Source organism: Pseudonocardia sp. McavD-2-B, assembly GCF_024124365.1.
Lineage (GTDB): Bacteria > Actinomycetota > Actinomycetes > Mycobacteriales > Pseudonocardiaceae > Pseudonocardia > Pseudonocardia alni.
This window is the reverse complement of record NZ_JAMXSG010000515.1, coordinates 1-1,445: the sequence shown is the minus strand read 5'-3', so window position 1 is coordinate 1,445 and position 1,445 is coordinate 1. Positions and strand designations below refer to the sequence as shown.

The window sequence follows — 1,445 nt, the reverse complement described above, 5'->3', positions numbered from 1 at the left end:
CCGCTGCAGCCCGGCCCCGCCCGCGAGCGCGACCGGCAGCGCCACGACCACGTGCCACCACGACGTCGCCCAGAAGTGCACGGTCGCGACGAACAGTGCGGTCCAGCCGAGCGCGGCGGTCCGGAGCAGCGTCAGCCGCAGGCGCAGTGGCCGGTCGCGGCAGCCGCGTCGCAGCACCGGGGCGGTGCGCGTGAGCACCCACAGCCAGTACAGCGCGAGCAGGGTGAGCGCGAGGTAGCCGGTGACCCGGCGGAGGTCCATGTGGCCCCCCTCGCCGCCGATCCACGTGGTGTTACGGCTCACACACGCAGGGTCGGTATGGGACCCGGTGTCCGGTACCGCCTGCGCCGTGCGAGTGATCATCCGCGTGACTGATGAGCAACGCTAACCGTCTGCTCCTAGCGTGATCGTCATGCGCACAGCCGACGATCAGTGGGACATCACCAGCAGCGTGGGCGCCACCGCCCTGGCCGTCGCCGCGGGGCGGGCGCTGGAGACCCGCCGCGCCGACCGGCTGGTCGACGACCCGTACGCCCAGCGGTTCGTCGACGCGGCCGGGACGCTGTCGGCGGTGCCGCGGGACCCGGGCGACGCCGCCGACCCGTGGGTCGTGCAGGCCGGCTACCAGGGCGTGCGCTCCCGGTTCTTCGACGAGGCCCTGACCGGCGCAGGGACGACCCAGGTCGTGCTGCTCGCCGCGGGCCTCGACGCGCGGGCCCTGCGCCTGCCGTGGCCCGCCGGGACCACGGTGTTCGAGATCGACCAGCAGAAGGTGCTGGACTTCAAGGACGGGGTCGTCGCCGAAGCGGGGATCACGCCGACCGCGCGCCGGGTCACCGTGCCGGTCGACCTGCGCCACGACTGGCCCGCCGCGCTCACCGCGGCCGGCTTCGCCCCGGACCGGCCGACCGCCTGGCTGGCCGAAGGCCTGCTGCCCTACCTGCCCGCCGACGCCGAGCAACTCCTCTTCGAGCGGGTGCACGCGCTGTCGGTGCCGGGCAGCCGGATCGCCGTCGAGCACTTCGGCGACCAGGTGGAGCGGATCGCGGACGATCCGTCGTTCCGCGAGGCGGCCCAGGAGATGCTGCACACCACCGACGTCCGCGAGCTGTTCTTCGCCGAGCCCCGGGCCGAGTCCTGCGACGACTGGCTGCGCCGCCACGGCTGGACGGTCACCGCCCGCCCGGTCCGCGAGGTCGCCGCGGGCTACGGGCGGCCGCTGCACGACACGGTCACCGACACCCTCGGCTCGGCGACGCTGCTGTGGGCCGACCGGCCCTGAACGGCGGGCTCAGCGGGCGGCACGGGCGTCGACCAGCAGGGCCATGTGCAGCGCGGTCCGCACCTCGGGGTCGGTGAGGTCGAGGCCCAGCAGGCCGGAGAGGCGGCGCAGCCGGGCGTAGGCGGCGGGGCGGCCCACCCCGAGCCTGCGGGCGACGTCGGCG

3 protein-coding genes are annotated in these 1,445 nt (G+C 75.3%); 1 reads left to right on the top strand and 2 read right to left on the bottom strand.

Translation table 11 applies throughout. The annotated features are described in order from the left end of the window. Nucleotides 1–303 (bottom strand): hypothetical protein (locus NH602_RS30810; RefSeq protein ID WP_253069684.1); only part of this gene is annotated, 303 nt, incomplete at its 3' end. A gap of 109 nt (nt 304–412) precedes the next feature. On the opposite strand from NH602_RS30810, the gene NH602_RS30805 reads away from it, so the two are divergent. Further along, a complete protein-coding gene (locus NH602_RS30805; RefSeq protein WP_179762353.1) occupies nt 413–1,282 on the top strand; it encodes an SAM-dependent methyltransferase in 870 nt (289 codons plus the stop codon). A 9-nt stretch (nt 1,283–1,291) separates the two neighbouring features. Here NH602_RS30805 and NH602_RS30800 read toward each other — a convergent pair. Further along, nucleotides 1,292–1,445 (bottom strand): helix-turn-helix domain-containing protein (locus tag NH602_RS30800; protein WP_256496178.1); only part of this gene is annotated, 154 nt, incomplete at its 5' end.

What these genes read in the sequence shown, in the direction of transcription:
- NH602_RS30805 (WP_179762353.1), top strand. Translation starts at nt 413, where the DNA reads ATGCGCACAGCCGACGATCAGTGGGACATCACCAGCAGCGTGGGCGCC.